Raw genomic sequence first — 15,486 nt, forward strand, 5'->3', positions numbered from 1 at the left:
TCAATGGGGTAGTGCCCGTGCGTCTGGACGAGCAGGGGCAGTGGGGCGTGCTCGAGGCTGCCTGCCTGCGCGCAGGTGGCCAGTGCCTGGGGGGGCTGACGCCCGAGGCGCCGGCGGTGCCGGTAGATTACTCGCCCTTCGACGCTGCGCCTGGCAGCTATGAAGTCCCGGAACCGTCCCGGCCCGCTGTGCGGGAGCTCATCAGTGCAAACAATCGGCGGGCGATCGGCGGTGATTACTACGACCCCGCGTCGCCACTGATGGAGGTGCGTGACAGCCTGCAGCAGATCCGGCAGCAATTGCGCACGGATGCCGAGCGGTTTTTCACCCGGCTGACCCTGCCCAGCTTCAAGATTCACCCGCCAGCGGCCTCTATCAGCCCGCAGCGGGCATTCATCGAGCTGTTCGACGAGCATGCCGGCGTGGTCATTGGCGAATCCCACGCTTCGATCGCCAGCAAACGCTGGCTGCTGGAAAACCTCACTCCGCTGTATGCCAAGGGCGTGCGCACGCTCTATCTTGAGCACCTGATGACCGACCTGCACCAGGCGGATCTCGACCTGTTCCATCGCAGCGGGCGCATGACTACGCAATTGCGGCGCTACCTGGACCGTCTGGATCTTGGCCATCGCACCGACAGCGCCGGCCGCTATAGCTTCCTGGAACTGGTGCGCAAAGCCCGGGCCAACCGAATCAGGGTGCAGGCCTTGGACTGCGTCGCCAGTTATCACCTGGAAGGCCTCGACCTGGAGCAGCCGGGCAATCCGCTGCGCCAGAAAGTCATGAACTACTATGCCAACCGGGTTATTGGCGCCACCCAAGGCAAAGCTGACGCCGGCAAATGGGTCGCGCTGGTCGGTAACACCCATAGCAACCTGTACAAACGCGTGCCAGGCCTGGCCGAGCTGCAAGGGGTGCCGGGCTTGCGCCTGGTCGATGCCGGGCCGGGGCAGGCCAGCGGCATTACCCTGGATGCGGGAGAGTACTATCTGCCGAGCATGGGCAGGCCCGACGGTATCGTCCAGGGCGATCTACGCCTGGCACTGCAGACCCAGGATCAGCCCGTTGCCTTTCGCGACGCCATCACTGCGCCGCCAGGGGTTATAAGGCCGGGAACCTAGGCCCTGCGGCAACTCTTCACTTAATATTTCTCAATTGCAGGTGTATCGTATTCGCCCTTCATCGCCGGTACCTTGGCACTTTGCCGCCAGGTGCCGGCATGTTGTTCCTGCGATGTGAGGTACCTGCTGCATGTCCTTTACCCGGCGACAAATTCTCGGTGGCCTGAGCGGCCTGGTGGCGATTGGCCTTGGCGCCGGTGGCGCATCGCGGTACTGGCTAGGAAGGACCGATCCGGATGCCGGGCATGACTACGAGCTGATCGCCGCGCCGCTGGATGTCGAGCTGGTCTCCGGCTTCAAGACCGAGGCCTGGGCCTTCGGCCCGTCGGCGCCGGGCACCGAGTTGCGGGTGCGCCAGGGCGAATGGCTGCGGGTGCGTTTCATCAACCACCTGCCAGTGGCCACCACCATCCACTGGCACGGCATCCGCCTGCCGCTGGAAATGGACGGCGTGCCTTACGTCTCGCAGTTGCCGGTATTGCCGGGCGAGTATTTCGATTACAAGTTCCGCGTGCCGGATGCTGGCAGCTTCTGGTATCACCCGCATGTGAACAGTTCCGAAGAGCTCGGCAAAGGCCTGGTCGGGCCGCTGATCGTCGAGGAGCGCGAGCCCACCGGCTTCCAGCACGAACGCACCCTGAGCCTGAAGAACTGGCACGTCGACGAGCAGGGCGCTTATCTGCCCTTCAGCATCCCCCGTGAAGCTGCCCGTGGCGGCACCGCCGGCCGGTTGATTACCATCAACGGCCAGGCCAACGCCGTGGTCGAGATGCCTGCCGGGCAGATCGTGCGGGTGCGTCTGCTCAACCTCGACAACACCCTGACGTATCGCATTAACCTCAAAGGCAACTTTGAGGCGCGGGTCTACGCCCTGGACGGCAACCCCATCGTTCCGCGCCCGCTGGGCAAGGACTACTGGCTGGGCCCGGGCATGCGTATCTGCCTGGCGATCAAGATGCCGCCAGCCGGTGAAGAATTGTCATTGCGCGATGGCCCGGTGCGCCTGGGCACCCTGCGTTCGGTGGCCAGCAGCGAAGCCCCGGGCGATTGGCCGCCGGCGCTGCCGGCCAACCCGATCGCCGAGCCGGACCTGGCCAACGCCGAAAAGCTCAACTTCAATTTCGAGTGGGTCGGCTCGGTTTCGGTAAATACCGACAACGGCAAGCCGCCGAGCCTCTGGCAGATCAACGGCAAGGCCTGGGACATCACCGACAAGACCTGCGCCGACCGGCCGATTGCTACGCTGCAAAAGGGCAAGAGCTACATCCTCGAGCTGAAGAACATGACCCAGTACCAGCACCCGATCCACCTGCACGGCATGAGTTTCAAAGTGATCAGCTCGAACAAGCGCAAGATCGAGCCGTATTTCACCGACACTTACCTGCTGGGCAAGAACGAGCGCGCGCGGGTGGCGCTGGTGGCGGATAACCCGGGTACCTGGATGTTCCACTGCCACGTGATCGATCATATGGAAACCGGCCTGATGGCCGCGATCGAGGTGGCCTGATGCGTCAGCCGCAGATCATCGATCGCAGCCGCGACCAGCAATTCATGCGCCTGGCGCTGGAGCTGGCGGCGCAAGGCGCGGCCATGGGCGAAGTGCCGGTGGGCGCGGTGCTGGTCCAGCACGGCCAGGTGATCGGCCGGGGCTTCAACTGCCCGATCAGCGGCAGCGACCCCAGTGCCCATGCCGAGATGGTCGCCATCCGCGCCGCCGCCCAGGCCGCGAGCAACTACCGGCTGCCCGGCAGCACCCTGTACGTGACCCTGGAGCCGTGCAGCATGTGCGCCGGGCTGATCGTGCATTCGCGGATCAACCGGGTGGTGTACGGTGCGCTGGAGCCCAAGGCCGGAGTGGTGCAGAGCCAGGGGCAGTTCTTTACCCAGGGCTTTCTCAACCATCGGGTGCTATTTGAGGGTGGGGTGCTGGCAGAGGAGTGCGGAGCGATTCTGTCCGAGTTCTTCAAGGCGCGACGGGCCAAGGCCTGAGGTGGCCTTGCCCCGCGAAACAGTTCAGAGTGGCGGGGTCTGCTCGGTCGGCTTGGTCTTGTTCACGCCGGGCACGTGCAGGTTGCTCTCGGCCACCTGGCTGCCTTCAAGCTGCGGCTGGGTCACCCAGGTGAGGATGTCGTAGTAGCGGCGGATGTTGGCGACGAAGTGCACGGGCTCGCCACCGCGGGCATAGCCGTAGCGGGTCTTGCTGTACCACTGCTTCTGCGACAGGCGCGGCAGCATCTTCTTCACGTCCAGCCACTTGTTGGGGTTCAGGCCTTCGCGCTTGGCCAGCTTGCGCGCATCATCCAGGTGACCGCTGCCGACGTTGTAGGCGGCCAGGGCAAACCAGGTGCGGTCCGGTTCCTCGATACTGTCATCGAGCTCGGATTTGACGTACATGAAGTACTTGGCACCGCCGCGGATGCTCTGCACCGGGTCCAGGCGATTGGACACGCCCATGGCCTGGGCGGTGCGCTGGGTCAGCATCATCAGGCCGCGCACGCCGGTCTTGGAGGTCACCTCGGCCTGCCACATCGACTCCTGGTAGCCGATTGCGGCCAGCAGGCGCCAGTCGACCTGTTCCTTCTTGGCCGAGGCCTGGAAGGCCTTCTCGTAGCGCGGCAGGCGTTGCTGCAGGTGCTGGGCAAAGGTATAAGCGCCTACATAACCCAGTACATCGACGTGGCCGTAGTAGCGATCTTTCAGACGCTGCAAGGTGCCATTCTTCTGCACCTTGTCGAGAAATTCGTTGATCTCGTTGAGCAGGCTGTTGTCTTCGCCGGCTGCCACCGCCCAGCGCTGGTCACGGGCGTCGCCGAGGTCGAAAGCCACCCGTACCTTGGGAAAGTAGACCTGGTTCATTGCCAGTTCATTGGAGTCGACCAGGGTCAGGTCGATCTGCCCCTCATCGACCATGCGCAGCAGGTCGACCACCTCAACTGCGTCAGATTCTTCGTATTCGAGCGCCGGATACTGCTTTTTCAGCTCGGCCATCTGCTCGGCGTGGGTGCTGCCCTTGAGCACCATGATCTTCTTGCCGACCAGGTCCTTGGCGTCGGTGGGCCGTGGACGGCCGTTGCGGTAGATGATCTGCGGGGTGACTTCCAGATACGGGTGTGAAAAGCGCACCTGCGACTTGCGCTGTTCGCTGCTGACCAGGCCGGCCGCTGCGAGCACCGGGCCGGACGGCTGGCCGAGCTGGTTGAACAGGTCGTCGAGATTGTCGGCGGTCTCGATCTTCAGCTCTACGCCCAGATCGTCGGCGAAACGCTTGACCAGCTCGTACTCGAAGCCGGTTTCGCCGTTGCGGTCCTGGAAGTAGGTGGCCGGGCTGTTGCGGGTAATTACGCGCAGCACGCCGTCTTCCTTGACACGCTCGAGGGTGCTGGGTTTTTCAACACAGGCACCGAGCATCAGGAAGAGTCCGGTTGCGATGAGCCATCTGGCGCACCGCTGGCGCAAAGCGGTTTGGGCGAACATAGGTTGCAGTATACGCAAAGGACCGGCCGCGCCATATCTCGACAACGGTTTGCTTGTCTGCTAGCGATCTTTGCGTTAAAGGCAAAATGCAGGGCAAAACCGGCGGTTTTTTTTGACCCCCGAGTCCGCTTTGCCGGGCCGACATGCGGAGGTGTTGCAATGCTGTGTTTCGGGTGCCGGAAGCGCCGGAATTAGGCTAGAATGCACGGCCTCTAAGCACACCCCCTTCCTGAGGCTGTCCCGACGATGTTGATCCTGCGCGGCGCTCCTGCCCTTTCTGCCTTTCGCCACGGTAAGTTAATCGAGCAACTGAGCCAGAAAGTCCCCGCTGTTAGTGGTTTGTATGCTGAATTCACGCATTTCGCCGAGGTTGACGGCGATCTGAGTGCCGACCAACAGCAAGTGCTCGCGCGCCTGCTCAAGTACGGCCCGAGCGTACCGGTCCAGGAGCCAAGCGGGCGCCTGTTCCTGGTGGTTCCGCGTTTCGGCACCATCTCGCCCTGGTCGAGCAAGGCCAGCGACATCGCTCACAACTGCGGCCTGGAAAACATCCAGCGCCTGGAACGGGGCATTGCCTACTACGTCAGCGGTGAGCTGAGCGACGTCGACGCCGCCATCGTTGCCGACATCCTCCACGACCGCATGACCCAGCTGGTGCTGGCCAAGCTTGAAGAGGCCGCCAGCCTGTTCAGCCACGCCCAGCCCAAGCCGCTGACTGCTGTCGACATTCTCGGCGGTGGCCGCGCCGCGCTGGAGAAAGCCAACGTCGAGCTGGGCCTGGCCCTGGCCGAAGACGAGATCGATTACCTGGTCACCAGCTTCCAGGGCCTCAAGCGCAACCCGCACGACATCGAACTGATGATGTTCGCCCAGGCCAACTCCGAGCACTGCCGCCACAAGATCTTCAACGCCAGTTGGGACATCGATGGCCAGAGCCAGGAAAAAAGCCTGTTCGGCATGATCAAGAACACCTACCAGATGCACAACGAAGGCGTGCTGTCGGCTTACAAGGACAACGCCTCGGTGATCGTCGGTTCCGTCGCCGGGCGTTTCTTCCCGAACCCTGAGACCCGCCAGTACGGCGCGGTGCAGGAGCCGGTGCACATCCTGATGAAGGTCGAGACCCACAACCACCCGACCGCCATCTCGCCGTTCTCCGGCGCCTCCACCGGTTCCGGCGGCGAAATCCGTGACGAAGGCGCTACCGGCCGCGGTGCCAAGCCCAAGGCCGGCCTGACCGGTTTCACCGTTTCCAACCTGCGCATCCCGGGCTTTGAACAGCCATGGGAGCAGGCCTACGGCAAGCCGGACCGCATCGTCACCGCCCTCGACATCATGGTCGAAGGCCCGCTGGGCGGCGCCGCGTTCAACAACGAATTCGGTCGTCCGGCCCTGACTGGCTACTTCCGTACTTTCGAGCAGTCGATCAACACCCCGCACGGTGAAGAAGTTCGCGGTTACCACAAGCCGATCATGCTGGCCGGTGGCCTGGGCAACATCCGCGAAGACCACGTGCAAAAGGGCGAGATCACCGTCGGCGCCAAGCTGATCGTGCTCGGTGGCCCGGCCATGCTCATCGGCCTGGGTGGCGGCGCGGCTTCGTCGGTCGATACCGGCGCCAGCTCCGCTGACCTCGATTTCGCCTCGGTGCAGCGCGAGAACCCGGAAATGGAACGCCGCTGCCAGGAGGTCATCGACCGTTGCTGGCAGCTGGGTGACAACAACCCGATCGCCTTCATCCACGACGTCGGCGCCGGCGGTATTTCCAACGCCTTCCCGGAACTGGTCAACGACGGTGGCCGCGGTGGCCGCTTCGAATTGCGCAACGTGCCCAACGACGAGCCGGGCATGGCCCCGCACGAGATCTGGAGCAACGAATCCCAGGAACGCTACGTGCTGGCGGTCAGCGCTGGCGACTTCGAGCGCTTCCAGGCCATCTGCGAGCGCGAGCGTTGCCCGTTCGCGGTGGTCGGCGAGGCCACTGCCGAGCCGCACCTGACCGTGACCGACAGCCACTTCGGCAACACCCCGGTGGACATGCCGCTCGACGTGCTGCTGGGCAAGCCGCCGCGCATGCACCGTTCGGTGACCCGCGAAGCGGAGCTGGGCGATGATTTCGACCCAAGCACCCTGGAACTGAACGACTCGGTCGAGCGCGTCCTGCGCCACCCGGCCGTGGCCAGCAAGAGCTTCCTGATCACCATCGGCGACCGCACCATCACCGGCCTGGTTGCCCGCGACCAGATGGTCGGCCCTTGGCAGGTACCGGTGGCCGACTGCGCCGTCACCGCCACCAGCTTCGACGTCTACAGCGGTGAAGCCATGGCCATGGGCGAGCGTACCCCGCTGGCCCTGCTCGACGCCCCGGCGTCCGGGCGCATGGCCATCGGCGAGACCCTGACCAACCTGGCCGCCGCGCACATCGGCAAGCTGTCCGACATCAAGCTGTCGGCCAACTGGATGTCGGCTGCCGGCCACCCGGGTGAAGATGCCCGCTTGTACGACACCGTCAAGGCTGTCGGCATGGAGCTGTGCCCGGAGCTGGGCCTGACCATTCCGGTGGGCAAGGACTCGATGTCGATGAAGACCAAGTGGAGCGAAGAGGGCGTTGACAAGAGCGTCACCTCGCCGATGTCGCTGATCGTCAGTGGCTTCGCCCCGGTGCTCGACGTACGCAAGACCCTGACCCCGCAACTGCGCATGGACAAGGGCGAGACCGACCTGATCCTGATCGACCTGGGCCGCGGCAAGAACCGCATGGGCGCCTCGATCCTGGCCCAGACCCACGGCAAGCTGGCCGCCGTAGCGCCGGACGTCGACGACGCCGAAGACCTCAAGGCCTTCTTCGCCGTGATCCAGGGCCTGAACGCCGACGGCCACCTGCTGGCCTACCACGACCGTTCCGACGGTGGCCTGCTGACCACCGTGCTGGAAATGGCCTTCGCCGGCCACTGCGGCCTGGACCTGGAACTGGACACCCTGACCAGCAAGCGCGAAAAAGTCGCCGCCATCCTCTTCAACGAAGAGCTGGGCGCGGTGATTCAGGTGCGTCAGGACGCCACCCCGGACGTGCTGGCCCAGTTCAGCGCAGCCGGCCTGGGTGAAGACTGCGTCGCGGTGATCGGCCAGCCGATCAACAACGGCGAAGTGCTGATCAAGCTTGCCGGTGAAGAACTGTTCAAGGGCGACCGCCGCCTGCTGCAGCGCCAGTGGGCCGAGACCAGCTATCAGATCCAGCGTCTGCGCGACAACGCCGACTGCGCCGACCAAGAGTTCGACGTGCTGCTGGAAGAAGACAATCCCGGCCTGAGCGTCAAGCTCGGCTTCGACGTCAACCAGGACATCGCCGCGCCGTACATCAAGAAGGGCGTGCGTCCGCAAGTGGCAGTGCTGCGCGAGCAGGGCGTCAACGGCCAGGTCGAAATGGCCGCAGCCTTCGACCGCGCCGGTTTCAACGCCATTGACGTGCACATGAGCGATATCCTCGCCGGTCGCGTCGACCTCAACGACTTCAAGGGCCTGGTGGCCTGTGGCGGTTTCTCCTACGGTGACGTGCTCGGCGCCGGTGAAGGCTGGGCCAAGTCGGCGCTGTTCAACGCCCGTGCCCGTGATGCCTTCCAGGGCTTCTTCGAGCGCAGCGACAGCTTCACCCTGGGCGTGTGCAACGGTTGCCAGATGATGTCCAACCTGCACGAGCTGATTCCGGGCAGCGAGTTCTGGCCGCACTTCGTGCGTAACCGCTCCGAGCAGTTCGAAGCCCGTGTGGCCATGGTCGAAGTGCAGAAGTCGAACTCGATCTTCCTCCAGGGCATGGCCGGTTCGCGCATGCCGATTGCCATCGCCCACGGTGAAGGCCATGCCGAGTTCGCCAGCGAAGAAGCCCTGCTCGAAGCTGACCTGTCCGGTTGCGTGGCCCTGCGCTTCGTCGACAACCACGGCAAGGTCACCGAAAGCTACCCGGCCAACCCGAACGGCTCGCCGCGCGGGATTACCGGCCTGACCAGCCGCGACGGTCGCGTCACCATCATGATGCCGCACCCTGAGCGGGTCTTCCGTGCCGTGCAGAACTCCTGGCGTCCGGATGACTGGAACGAAGACGCGGCGTGGATGCGCATGTTCCGCAACGCCCGGGCGTGGGTGAACTAAGGGGTGTACAAGCTCGCCTTCTTCGTCCCGCCAAGCCACGTGGAGGTGGTCAAGGCCGCTGTGTTCGCCGCCGGTGGCGGGCGCATCGGCAACTACGACTGCTGCGCCTGGCAGGTGTTGGGCCAGGGCCAGTTCCGTCCGCTGGACGGCAGCCAGCCGTTCCTCGGGCAGGCGGGCGTGGTCGAGCAGGTCGAAGAATGGCGGGTTGAGCTGGTGGTGGCCGACGAGCTGATCGGCTCGGTGGTCGCTGCCCTCAAGCTCAGCCACCCTTATGAAACCCCGGCTTATGAGGTCTGGCAGCTAGCGGACTTCTAAGGATCTCATCGCGGGTCAAGCCCGCTCCCACCTGTGGGAGCGGCGGTGCGACGCCTCGACTTGACCCGCGATGCTTTTCAGCCCTGCAACGCCTGGCTCAAGGCAGCAGCACGCTTGCCCAGCAACAAATGCCAGGTCCCGTCCGCCAGCGGACTGACCCCCTGGCACCCCAGCGCCAACAGGCGCTCGCGCGTCACTTTGCGCGCATCCTTGAGCTCGACCCGCACCCGGGTCAGGGCCACGCAATCGACCTTCAACAAGTTGTCCTTGCCACCCAATGCACTGAGCCAGTCTTCAGCGGCCATGCTTTCGCTCGCCTCGGCTTTCACTTGCGGCTGCTCGACGACATTCGCCAGGGCATGGGGCAGCTGGTTGCGAATCTCGTCGGCAATGGTGTCGGCCAGCGGCCCGACCACCACCTGCAGGCTACCGCCGGAACCCGGACGTACCACGGCCATGGCCCCGAGGGTTTTCAGCATGCCATCGTGGGCCAGGCCGCGGTCATTGAGCAACAGGCGCAGGCGTGTGGTGCAGGCGTCCACCGAAAGCAGGTTGCCGGCACCGCCGAGAGCATCGATGTAGCGCTTGCCGCGTGGTGCGCTAGCGTCCTGGACTGGAGCTTCTTCGCTGGGCTGGTCTTCGCGGCCCGGGGTTTTCAGGTTGAAGCGGCGGATACAGAAGTCGAAAACGAAGTAGTACACCAGCGCATACAAAAGCCCGACCGGGAACACCATCCAGCCATTGGTCGAGCGGCCCCAGCCCAGGGCCATGTCGATGGCGCCACCGGAGAAGGTAAAGCCCAGGCGGATGTTGAGCAGGTCGCACAGGGCCATGGCCAGGCCGGTGAGTACGGCATGGATCAGGAACAGCAGGGGCGCGAGGAACATGAAGGCGAATTCGATCGGCTCGGTAACGCCGGTGAGTGCCGAGGTCAGGGCCATCGACAGGAGGATGCCGCCAATCAGTTTGCGCCGCCCCGGCAGGGCATGGCGGTACATGGCCAGGCAGGCGGCGGGCAGGCCGAAGATCATCATCGGGAACATCCCGGCGAGGAATTGGCCGGCCCGGGGATCGCCGGCGAAATAGCGGCTGATGTCGCCGGTTACCGTCAGGCCATTGGCACCTTCGAAACTGCCAAAGACGAACCACACCAGATTGTTGAGGATATGGTGCAGGCCGGTGACGATCAGCAGGCGGTTGAACACGCCGAAGAAGAACGCGCCGATGCTGCCGCTGTCGAGCAGCAGTTGGCCGAGGCTGTTGATACCGTTCTGCAGGGGCGGCCAGATCAGGCCGAACAGCAAGCCCAGGCCCACCGCCGATAAACCGGTGGCAATCGGCACGAAACGCCGGCCACCGAAGAAGGCCAGGTACTCGGGTAGCTTGATGTCCTTGAAACGGTTGTACAGCGCACCGCCGAGCAGGCCGCACAGAATCCCGGCGAGCATGCCCATGTCGATGTGCGGGTCGATGACCTTGAGGGTCGAGACCAGCACCAGGTAACCAATGGCCCCGGCCAGGCCCGCGGTGCCGTTGTTGTCGCGGGCAAAGCCGACGGCAATGCCGATGGCGAAGATCAGCGCCAGGTTGGCGAAAATCGCGTTGCCGGCATCGTGGATCAGGGCGATGTCCAACAGGTCGGTATCGCCCAGGCGCAGCAGCAGGCCGGCAATCGGCAGGATGGCGATGGGCAGCATGAGGGCGCGGCCGAGCCGTTGCAGGCCCTGGATGAAGTGCTGGTACATGGTGCGCTCCGGTTATTGTTCTGTGCTGAGTGGGGAGTGGCGGTGGTGTAGCGGGCGTGCGGCGAAATCGCGGCAGGCCTGGCGCACCGCGCGGGCGCTGGACAGGCCCAGTAGCTGCTGGCTGAAGGTGCGGCATTCACTGCTGTCGAGCTGGCGCACGCGCTCCTTGATCTCGCCGACCTGCGGGGCGCTGACCGACAGCTCGCTGACCCCGAGGCCGACCAGCACTGCGGTGGCCAGCGGCTCCGAGGCCAGGGCGCCGCACACCCCGACCCAGCGGCCATGGCGGGCGGCGCCCTGGCAGGTCAGGTCGATCAGGCGCAGCAGCGCCGGGTGCAGGGCGTCGACGCGGGCGGCCAGACCCGCGTGGTCACGGTCCATGGCCAGGGTGTACTGGGACAGGTCGTTGGTACCGATCGAGAAAAAATCGGCGTGTTCGGCCAGGCGCTCGGCGAGCAGGGCGGCGGCCGGAACTTCGATCATCACCCCAAGTTCGGCGCGCTGGTTGATGCCCAGCTCGCTGGCCAGGCGGTCCAGGCGCTGGCGGATTTCCAGCAGCTCATCGACCTCGCTGACCATCGGCAGCATGATCCGGCAGCGGCGCTGCGGGCTGACCTGCAGCAGGGCACGCAATTGCAGGTCGAGCAGCTCGGGGCGCACTTGGCCCAGGCGAATGCCGCGCAGGCCGAGTACCGGGTTGGCCTCGTGGGGCAGGGGCAGGTAGTCCAGTTGCTTGTCGCCGCCGACATCGATGGTACGGATGATCACCGGGCGATCGCCCATGGCATCCAGTACTGCCTGGTAGGCGCTGAGTTGCTCTTGTTCATCCGGGGCGGTGTGGCGGTCGACGAAGAGGAATTCGGTGCGCAACAGGCCGACGCCGTCGGCGCCAAGAGTCAGGGCCTGGGCAGCTTCGGCCGCCGAGGCGACATTGGCGGCAACTTCGATCAGGCGCCCGTCACGGGTCTGGGCGCTGCCCTGGGCGGCGGCTTGTTGCTGTTGGCGGCGTTGCTGCTGTTGCTGGCGAAGCTGCGCGACTTCGGCCAGGCGTTCGGCGTCTGGCGCGGTTTCCAGCCGGGCCTGCTCGCCGTCCACCACCAGCACCTGGCCGGCCTGCAGGTTCAACAGCTCCGGGCCCAGGGCAACCAGGCACGGCAGGCCGCGGGCGCGGGCGAGGATGGCAACGTGCGAAGTGGCGCCCCCGGCGACCATGCACAGCCCGGCCACCGCGTGCTTGTCGAGCAGCAGCAGGTCCGAGGGCGTCAGTTCATGGGCGGCGACAATCGCCGAGGGTGGCAGGTCGAGTTCGCGGCTTTCGCCGAGCAGGGCGCGCAATACCCGTTGCTGCAAATCCTGCAGGTCGTTGGCGCGCTCGGCCAGCAGCGGCTTGTCGAGGGCTTTGAGGATCGCGCACTGGGCGTCGATGGCCTGGCTCCAGGCGTGGCTGGCGGCAATGCCCTGGTCGATGCGCTGACGTGCAGCGTCGATCAGTGACGGATCGTCGAGCAGTGCCAGGTGCGCTTCGAAAATGGCTGCAGCATCACCTTGTTGCAGTTGTTTCAAGTCGCCTTCAATGGCGGCTTTGACGCTGACCAGTGCGGCGTCCAGGGCCTGGTGCTGCGCAGCGGGCGTATGGCCGCCCGGGTCTGGCGGCAGGCGTATCCCGTCCAGACGCGCCAGCGGGCCACAGGCCAAGCCCGGCGATGCGCAGACACCGTTGAGGATGCCGGGCTGCAGGTTGGCGACGGGTGTGGCCTGAGCACTGATGGCAGGGGCGGCATGCTGTTCGCCGACGCTCGCGGTGGTGACTGCTGCCAATAGCGCCTGCAGCGCCTGCGCACTGTCGGCACCGCTGCAAACAATTTCAACTTCATCCTGCTCGCCGACACCCAGGCCCATGATCGCCACCAGGCTGTTGAGCGCGGCGACCTGGCCGTTGAAGTGCAGCTCGGCGCGGCTGCCAAAGCCCTGGGCAGTCTGGCGCAGCAGCGCCGCAGGGCGCGCGTGCAAGCCGCCGTGATGAGCGACTCTGGCGCTGCCGCGCACGGTTTCGCCGCTGCTGGCTGCTTTGCCTGCAGCGATGCTGGCATTGGGGATGACATCCAGCAGCGGCGCACCCAATGCCACCGAGCGAGTGGTGCGCGGCAGCAAGCGGTAGTCGCTGCTGTTGCTGAGGATCATCACCGTGATCAGGCTGGTGCAGTGTTGCGCCACCAGGTCGAGGTCAAAGCGGATCAGCGGCTGGCCACGTTCGACCCGTTCGCCGTTGGCCACCAGTGCTTCGAAGCCGCGGCCCTGCAGCTGCACGGTATCCAGGCCGATGTGCATGAGGACCTCGGCGCCGTTGTCGGCGCGCAGGGTCAGGGCGTGCAGGGTTTTCGCCAGGTGGATGACGGTGCCGGCGCAAGGCGCCTGCAGGCAGTCGTTGAGCGGGTCGATGGCGATGCCGTTGCCCAGGGTGCCGCCAGCGAACACCGGGTCGGGCACCTGGTCGAGCGGCAATAGCGGGCCTTCGAGGGGGGCATGGAGGGTGATGTTCTTGTTGTTGGGCATACGCAAGGTCCTCGGTGCCTCAGTGAGTTCGGGTCACTTTGCTCAAGTGACGGGGCTGATCCGGGTCCATGCCACGCGCCTCGGCCAGGCCTGCGGCCATGACATAGAAGCTCATGATCGCCAGCAGCGGATCGAGGCCCGGGTGGGCGGCGCAGCTTAAGGTCAGGTTGCGCTGGGGGATGTCCGCCGGCGCCGCCAGCAGCACCTTGGCGCCGCGCTGGCGCATGTCTTCGGCCAACTGCAACAGGCCGGCCTGCTCGACGCCACGAGGCGCCAATACCAGCAACGGGTAATGGGCATCGATCAGCGCCATCGGGCCATGACGCACCTCGGCGCTGCTGAAGGCTTCGGCCTGGATCGCCGAGGTTTCCTTGAACTTGAGCGCCGCTTCCTGGGCGATGGCAAAGCCGGCGCCACGGCCGATGACCATCAGCCGCTGGCAGTCGCGCAGTTGCTCGATGGCCAGGCTCCAGTCTTGTTCGGCGGCTTCACGCAGTTGCCCGGGTAGAGCCAGGCCGGCGTCGAGCAGCGCCGGGTCCTGCTGCCACTGGGCGACCAGGCGGGCGCTGGCGCTGAGGGTGGCGATAAAGCTCTTGGTCGCGGCAACGCTCAGCTCGGGGCCGGCGCACAGCGGCAGGTGGTACTGGCAGGCCTGCTCCAGTGGCGAGTCTTCGGCATTGACCAGCGCCAGGGTGGTGGCACCGCGTTCGCGCAGGGTGCGCAGGCTGTCGACCAGGTCCGGGCTCTGGCCCGACTGGGAAAAGCCCAGGGCCACCTGGCCGCGCACCTGCAGGGGCGAGTTCTGCAGGGTCACCACCGACATCGGCAGCGAGGCCACCGGCAGGCCAAGCTGCTGCATGGCCAGGTAGGCAAAGTAGCTGGCGGCGTGGTCCGAGCTGCCGCGGGCGACCGTCAGGGCAACCTGCGGCGCGAGGCTGCGCAGTTGTTCGGCGACGCTGGCAATACGCGCGTCGCAGCGCTGCAACTGGGTCTGCACAACGTTGGCCGCGGCCAGGGCCTCGGCAAGCATCTTAGAGCTCAAGGTGTTCTCCTTCGACCATTACGCCGATCAGGTTGAGGTTGCGATCCAGGCTCACGGCGTCGGCCCAGCTACCGGGCTGCAGGCGCCCGCGCTCTTGCAGGCCGAGGTAGTCGGCGGGGAACTGCGACAGGCGCTGGGAGGCTTCGGCCAGGGGCAGGCCGATCTTCACCAGGTTGCGCAGGGCCTGGTCCATGGTCAGGGTGCTGCCGGCCAGGGTGCCGTCGGCCAGGCGCACGCCGCCCAGGCATTTGGTCACGGTGTGGCTGCCAAGCTTGTACTCGCCATCGGGCATGCCCGCGGCGGCAGTGGAATCGGTCACGCAGTACAGGCAAGGAATCGAGCGCAGGGCCACGCGGATGGCGCCGGGGTGCACGTGCAGCAGGTCGGGAATCAGCTCGGCAAAGCGCGCATGGGCCAGGGCCGCGCCGACGATGCCCGGCTCGCGGTGGTGCAGCGGGCTCATGGCGTTGTACAGGTGGGTAAAGCTGGTGGCGCCGGCTTCCAGGGCTGCCACGCCTTCTTCGTAGCTGCCCAGGGTGTGGCCGATCTGCAGGCGCACGCCGCGCTCGCTCAAGGTGCGGATCAACGGCAGGTGCCCGGCGACTTCCGGGGCGATGGTGATCACCTTGATCGGTGCCAGGGCCAGGTAGGCGTCGACCTCTTCGAGCAGCCCCAGGTGGGCGAAGTTCGGCTGCGCGCCGAGCTTGCCGGGGTTGATGTACGGGCCTTCCAGATGCACACCGAGCACCCGGGCGCCGTCGCTGCGCGGTTGGCGAACGTACTCGCCGAGGGCGCCGAGCACCTGGGTCAGTTCTTCCTTGGGCGCGGTCATGGTGGTGGCCAGCAACGAGGTGGTGCCGAAGCGCACGTGGGTACGGGCAATGGTGGCGAACGCCTGGGCGCCTTCCATGATGTCGCTGCCACCGCCGCCGTGTACGTGCAGGTCGATGAAACCGGGCAGCAGGTAGGGCAGATCGTTGCCCTGCGGGTCGCAGGGCTGGCCGTCGATGGCGGCGACGCGGCCGTCACGCAGCAACAGGCGTCCGCGTACCCAGCCCGTCGGGGTGAGTATGTTGTGTTCGCTCATGGG

Annotated in this window: 10 protein-coding genes; 5 read left to right on the forward strand and 5 right to left on the reverse strand. The window is 65.6% G+C overall.

What is annotated here, in order from left to right; genetic code table 11:
• Positions 1-17: 17 nt before the first annotated feature.
• The 3 genes from LOY34_RS05260 to tadA all read left to right on the forward strand — a co-directional run bounded on the left by LOY34_RS05260 (position 18) and on the right by tadA (position 3,110).
• Positions 18-1,121: a membrane-targeted effector domain-containing toxin gene (locus LOY34_RS05260; protein WP_258664336.1), complete on the forward strand. Its 1,104-nt coding sequence runs from the start codon at positions 18-20 to the stop codon at positions 1,119-1,121.
• 130 nt (positions 1,122-1,251) lie between these two features.
• Complete coding sequence (locus LOY34_RS05265; RefSeq protein WP_093386984.1) at positions 1,252-2,628, forward strand: multicopper oxidase family protein; 1,377 nt, start codon at positions 1,252-1,254, stop codon at positions 2,626-2,628.
• On the forward strand, positions 2,628-3,110 hold the full coding sequence (gene tadA, locus LOY34_RS05270) for a tRNA adenosine(34) deaminase TadA (RefSeq protein WP_093386979.1): 483 nt from the start codon (positions 2,628-2,630) through the stop codon (positions 3,108-3,110). Before LOY34_RS05265 ends, tadA begins: the two co-directional genes overlap by 1 nt.
• A 24-nt stretch (positions 3,111-3,134) precedes the next feature.
• Here tadA and mltF read toward each other — a convergent pair whose 3' ends face one another.
• Positions 3,135-4,595, reverse strand: a complete 1,461-nt coding sequence (gene mltF / locus LOY34_RS05275) for a membrane-bound lytic murein transglycosylase MltF (protein ID WP_045196482.1) — start codon at positions 4,593-4,595, stop codon at positions 3,135-3,137.
• Between the two features lie 246 nt (positions 4,596-4,841).
• On the opposite strand from mltF, the gene purL reads away from it, so the two are divergent.
• Together purL and LOY34_RS05285 are read left to right on the forward strand one after the other, a co-directional pair.
• Positions 4,842-8,741 carry a phosphoribosylformylglycinamidine synthase gene (purL, locus tag LOY34_RS05280; RefSeq protein WP_195885769.1) on the forward strand — a complete coding sequence of 1,300 codons (3,900 nt, stop codon included), beginning with the start codon at positions 4,842-4,844 and terminating at the stop codon, positions 8,739-8,741.
• Positions 8,742-8,744: 3 nt separating this feature from the next.
• Positions 8,745-9,056 (forward strand): YqfO family protein, encoded by a 312-nt coding sequence (locus LOY34_RS05285; RefSeq protein WP_093386966.1) that lies wholly within the window; start codon positions 8,745-8,747, stop codon positions 9,054-9,056.
• Between the two features lie 77 nt (positions 9,057-9,133).
• Here LOY34_RS05285 and nagE read toward each other — a convergent pair whose 3' ends face one another.
• The 4 genes from nagE to nagA are packed head-to-tail and all read right to left on the reverse strand — an operon-like array spanning position 9,134 to position 15,483.
• A complete protein-coding gene (nagE, locus tag LOY34_RS05290) occupies positions 9,134-10,801 on the reverse strand; it encodes an N-acetylglucosamine-specific PTS transporter subunit IIBC (protein ID WP_195885770.1) in 1,668 nt (555 codons plus the stop codon).
• Positions 10,802-10,813: 12 nt separating this feature from the next.
• Complete coding sequence (gene ptsP / locus LOY34_RS05295) at positions 10,814-13,354, reverse strand: phosphoenolpyruvate--protein phosphotransferase (RefSeq protein WP_258664339.1); 2,541 nt, start codon at positions 13,352-13,354, stop codon at positions 10,814-10,816.
• A 19-nt stretch (positions 13,355-13,373) separates the two neighbouring features.
• The gene (locus LOY34_RS05300) at positions 13,374-14,396 is read right to left on the reverse strand and encodes an SIS domain-containing protein (RefSeq protein WP_195885772.1); all 1,023 of its coding nucleotides are present in this window, start codon (positions 14,394-14,396) and stop codon (positions 13,374-13,376) included.
• Positions 14,386-15,483 carry an N-acetylglucosamine-6-phosphate deacetylase gene (gene nagA / locus LOY34_RS05305; RefSeq protein WP_195885773.1) on the reverse strand — a complete coding sequence of 366 codons (1,098 nt, stop codon included), beginning with the start codon at positions 15,481-15,483 and terminating at the stop codon, positions 14,386-14,388. Before nagA ends, LOY34_RS05300 begins: the two co-directional genes overlap by 11 nt.
• Positions 15,484-15,486: the final 3 nt, after the last annotated feature.

This window comes from Pseudomonas sp. B21-009 (genome assembly GCF_024749345.1).
Lineage (GTDB): Bacteria > Pseudomonadota > Gammaproteobacteria > Pseudomonadales > Pseudomonadaceae > Aquipseudomonas.

Excerpts from the sequence above, each read along its gene's own strand:
- nagA (WP_195885773.1), bottom strand. The coding sequence starts at position 15,483 with ATGAGCGAACACAACATACTCACCCCGACGGGCTGGGTACGCGGACGC.
- nagE (WP_195885770.1), bottom strand. The coding sequence starts at position 10,801 with ATGTACCAGCACTTCATCCAGGGCCTGCAACGGCTCGGCCGCGCCCTC.
- mltF (WP_045196482.1), bottom strand. The coding sequence starts at position 4,595 with ATGTTCGCCCAAACCGCTTTGCGCCAGCGGTGCGCCAGATGGCTCATC.
- LOY34_RS05265 (WP_093386984.1), top strand. The coding sequence starts at position 1,252 with ATGTCCTTTACCCGGCGACAAATTCTCGGTGGCCTGAGCGGCCTGGTG.
- tadA (WP_093386979.1), top strand. The coding sequence starts at position 2,628 with ATGCGTCAGCCGCAGATCATCGATCGCAGCCGCGACCAGCAATTCATG.
- ptsP (WP_258664339.1), bottom strand. The coding sequence starts at position 13,354 with ATGCCCAACAACAAGAACATCACCCTCCATGCCCCCCTCGAAGGCCCG.
- purL (WP_195885769.1), top strand. The coding sequence starts at position 4,842 with ATGTTGATCCTGCGCGGCGCTCCTGCCCTTTCTGCCTTTCGCCACGGT.